The organism is Streptomyces sp. sk2.1, from assembly GCF_008120935.1.
Classification (GTDB): Bacteria; Actinomycetota; Actinomycetes; order Streptomycetales; family Streptomycetaceae; genus Streptomyces.
This window is the reverse complement of the sequence record NZ_RDBO01000261.1, coordinates 1-3679: the sequence shown is the minus strand read 5'-3', so window position 1 is coordinate 3679 and position 3679 is coordinate 1. Positions and strand designations below refer to the sequence as shown.

Here is a 3679-nt window from a genome sequence, read left to right as displayed (position 1 = left end):
CCACTCGGACCGCGTGACGCCAGCGCCCCGACCCCGCCCTCGCGCCACAACTGGTGCCACTGATAAGCCGACTTCAGACTCACCCGCAGACGCCGTGCCACTTCCGGCGGCTTGACCTCCTGCTCGAACAGCTCGGCCGCCTGCATCCGCACCGACTCCCGACGCACCCGTCCCGCAACGGTCAGCCCGCCCCCATCCGAATACCTCACACACCATCGAATACAGCCACCACACCAAGCCCATCAGGGACTTCGGGAAAGTTCACCCTGACGAGCCGAAGTCAGTAGTGGGCGGGAGCACCGCGAGGCAACCGTCCTCGTCATGCTCCGACCGGTCGTAGCGGAACCCTTCGAAGCTCAGGTGCCCGCCGCGGGCGCCGGCCCATTTCTCCGGCACCATCGAGAACAGCGTATCGATGCCCCAGTACAGGTACGGCTCATCGCTTTCTTCCTGGATCGCACGGGCCAAGGTGGTCGTACCAGCACTTGATGTGCCGTTGAGAAAGATCATGTGACCAGGGCGGTCATACTGCACAGAGGCTCCCATCCAGTCAACGTATCGGGCCCGATCAGCGACGGTACGGCCCGGCAGCGCGGCGGCTGGGCCGCGAAGTAGGTGGTCGACGACGCGGAGCGATGAAGCACCGGCACGGAGGGACGGGGCGGTCGACGCCTCTGACCGAAACCCCGGCCCCGGCCCTGCGACTGGCACCGCGGTCGGCCCCGGACCGAGCGGCGGCACGGTCCGGGGCCGGGCCGTCGACAAACGGGCGGGCGGTCGACGGTCCTGTGCAGAACCCCGGCCCCGGACCCGCCGCAGGGCCGCGGCGGCGGGGCCGTGGCGGCGGGGCCGTGGCCGGGCCGCCGACGCGGCAGGAACCCGGGACGCGAGGCCGGACCAACCGGCCACCGACCGCGGGACACCACGGACCGCGGCAGCACGGAACGCGGAGCCGGGCGGGCCGTCGATGGCCCGGCGTCGGCCCGGAGGGCGGGCGTCGGCCCGGAGGGCGGGCGGGGAAGGATGCCGACGGCGCGGAGCTGCGGCAAGAGCGAACTACTTACCCAGGCACGGGCGTTACAACCCGGACGCGGGCAGGCCGGCCGGGCACGGCAACGGGCAGGGCCGTGGAGTGGGTGGTCGACAGCGCGGAGCGGCGAGCGGCGGCCCGGACGGGGCGGGCGGTCGACGCCCCCGACCGAAACCCCGGCCCCGGACCCGCAGCAGGCCCGGGAGGTGTGGGCGGTCGACGGACGGGTGGGTGGGCGGCGGCATGCGGCGGGGCAGGGGCGCAGGGCGGCACGGCACGAGACCGCGGCCTGGCACGGCACAGCCCCGCGGCCCCGCCGCCGCGACCCTGCGACAAGGGCGAACTGTGTACCCGGACACAGGCGTTACGCCCCGGACGCGGGCCGGCTGGCCAGACACAGCCCAGCGCGGCGCCGGGGCCGCGGGGCGGGGCAGCCGACGCCCCTGACCGAAACCCCGGCCCCGGTCCTGCGACTGGCTCCGGCCCCGCCCCGGACAGGGCGGGCGGGGGACGTAGTCGACGACGCGGCAGCCYGGAGGGGCAGGCGGGGCGGTGACCAGACCTCCATGGACACACGAAGCCGAGCCGGGCCGCCCGGCCGCCCGGCCGCCGACGCGACAGGAACCCAGGGCAGCGGGGCGCGGCCCAGTAGCCCGGCACGGCGAACAGCGGCCCGGCGCGGAGCGGGCGGCGGGCGCGGCCAGGTCGTCGACCACGACACAGCCCAGCGCGGCGCCGGGGCTGCGGGGCGGGACCGCGGAGTAGGTGGTCGACGACGCGAAGCGGTGAAGCGGTGGCCCGGGGCCGGGCCGCCGACGTGGCAGGAACCCGGGGCGCGAGGTCGTCGACCACAGCACAACTACGAGATACAGGACCGCGCGAGACGGAAACACCACACGACCGCGGCACGGTACGAGACGAGACCGCGGCGTGGCGGGGCGGCGGCGCGGCAGAGCACGACGGGGCGACCGCGGCCGGGGCGCGGGCTCCCCTCGCGTCAGCGGGACGGGTACGCCGGCAGGGCGGCAGGGCTGGCGCGACGGGCCGCGGCCAGGCCATCGAGCACGACACAGCCCGGCGGCGGCCCAGTGCGGTAAGGCGGCGGCGCCGGGGCCAGGGCCGCCGGGCGGGGCCCGGCAACCCGGCACGGCCCGGCAGCCCGGCGCGGCGCGGCAAGGCGGGGCGCGGGTGCACCGTCAGGTCGTCGACCATCGCGCGAACGGCCCGGCAGCAGGTCAGGGACATCGGCGGGACGGGTGCGCCGGCGGGTTGGGTGCGCCGGCAGCCAGCGCGACGGGCCGCGGCCGGGCCGTCGACCACGACACAGCCCGGCGCGGTGAGGCGGCGACACGGCGCCGGGGCCGGGCGGGACCGCGGAGTAGGTGGTCGACGACGCGGAGCGGTGAAGCGGCGGCCCGGAGGGGCGGGCGGTCGACGGACGGGGCGGGACGGTCGACAGCCCTGTGCAGAACCCCGCCCCCGGACCCGCCACAGAGCCGCAGCAGCGCGGCCGTGGCCGGGCCGCCGCGGCGGCGGCAGGAGCCCGAGGCGCGGGGCCGGGCCAACCGGCCACCGACCGCGATACAAGCCCGGGACGAGACGGCACGGGGCGCGGAACGCGGCAGAGCACGGCAGCGTGACCACGGCCGGGCCGCCGACGCGACAGGAACCCGAGGCGCGAGGTCGTCGACCACGGTACGGCGGCGGGCCCGGCCGCGGCCGGGCCATCGGCACGAGGGGAACCCAAGGCGTGGATTCCCCTCGCGCCGGCGGCCGGGCCCAGACCCGACGGCACGAAGCTGCGGGGCGGGGGCGGCCGGCCGTCGGCCGTCGCGCAGCGGGAGCGGCGGCAGGATGGCAGGGACGGCGCGACGGGCCACGGCCGGGCCGCCGACGCGACACAGCCCGGCGCGGTGAGGCGGCGGCGCCGGGGCCGTGGCCGGGGGGCGGGGCCGCCGCGGAGTAGGTGGTCGACGGCGCGGAGCGGTGGCTCGGGGCGTGCGGTCGACGGCCCTGGGCCCGGCCCCGGTCTTGCAACCGGCCCCGGCACTGCCTCGGAGGGGTGGGCGACGGTGGTCGACGACGCGGCGGCAACGAGGCCACGGACGGCGGGCGGCCACGGCGCGGGCGCCAGGGCGCGGGCGCCAGGGCGGCGGGGCGGGCGCGGCGGCGCGGCAGCGGCCAAGCCGTCGACGCGACAGGAACCCGGGGCGCAGGGCCGCGACCGACCGCCGACCGCGGTACAGCCCGGAACGCGGCAGCACGGGGCGCGGCGGAGCCGGGCGGGCCGTCGACGGCCCGGCGGCCCGGCGGCGGGGTACGGCCTGACAGCAGGTCAGGGACGTCGGCGGGACGGGTGCGCCGGCGGGTTGGGGGCACCGGCGGCCGGGCCCGGGCCCGACGGCGCGAAGCAGCGGGGCGGGGACGGCCGACCACCGGCCGCCGCGCAGCGGGAGCGGCCGCAGGGCGGCGCGGGGCCCGGCAACAACGAGGCAGGGCCGGCGCGACGGAACGCGGAGCGGCACCGCGGCGCAGGGGCCGGGCGGCAGAGCCCGACGGGCGCGACCGCGGCCGGGCCGCCGACGCGACAGAAACCCCGGGACACGGGGCCGGACGGCGACCAGACGGCACGGGAAGACGGCACGGGAA

Annotated in this window: 2 protein-coding genes; both read right to left on the bottom strand. The window is 78.4% G+C overall.

The annotated features are described in order from the left end of the window. Positions 1–152: helix-turn-helix domain-containing protein (locus EAO76_RS43470; RefSeq protein ID WP_262376267.1), on the bottom strand; the 152-nt coding region annotated here is incomplete at its 3' end. A 109-nt stretch (positions 153–261) separates the two neighbouring features. Next, positions 262–510 (bottom strand): phosphotransferase-like protein, encoded by a 249-nt coding sequence (locus EAO76_RS43465; RefSeq protein ID WP_148841706.1) that lies wholly within the window; start codon positions 508–510, stop codon positions 262–264. Between the last annotated feature and the right edge of the window lie 3169 nt (positions 511–3679).

What these genes read in the sequence shown, in the direction of transcription:
- EAO76_RS43465 (WP_148841706.1), bottom strand. Translation starts at nt 510, where the DNA reads ATGATCTTTCTCAACGGCACATCAAGTGCTGGTACGACCACCTTGGCC.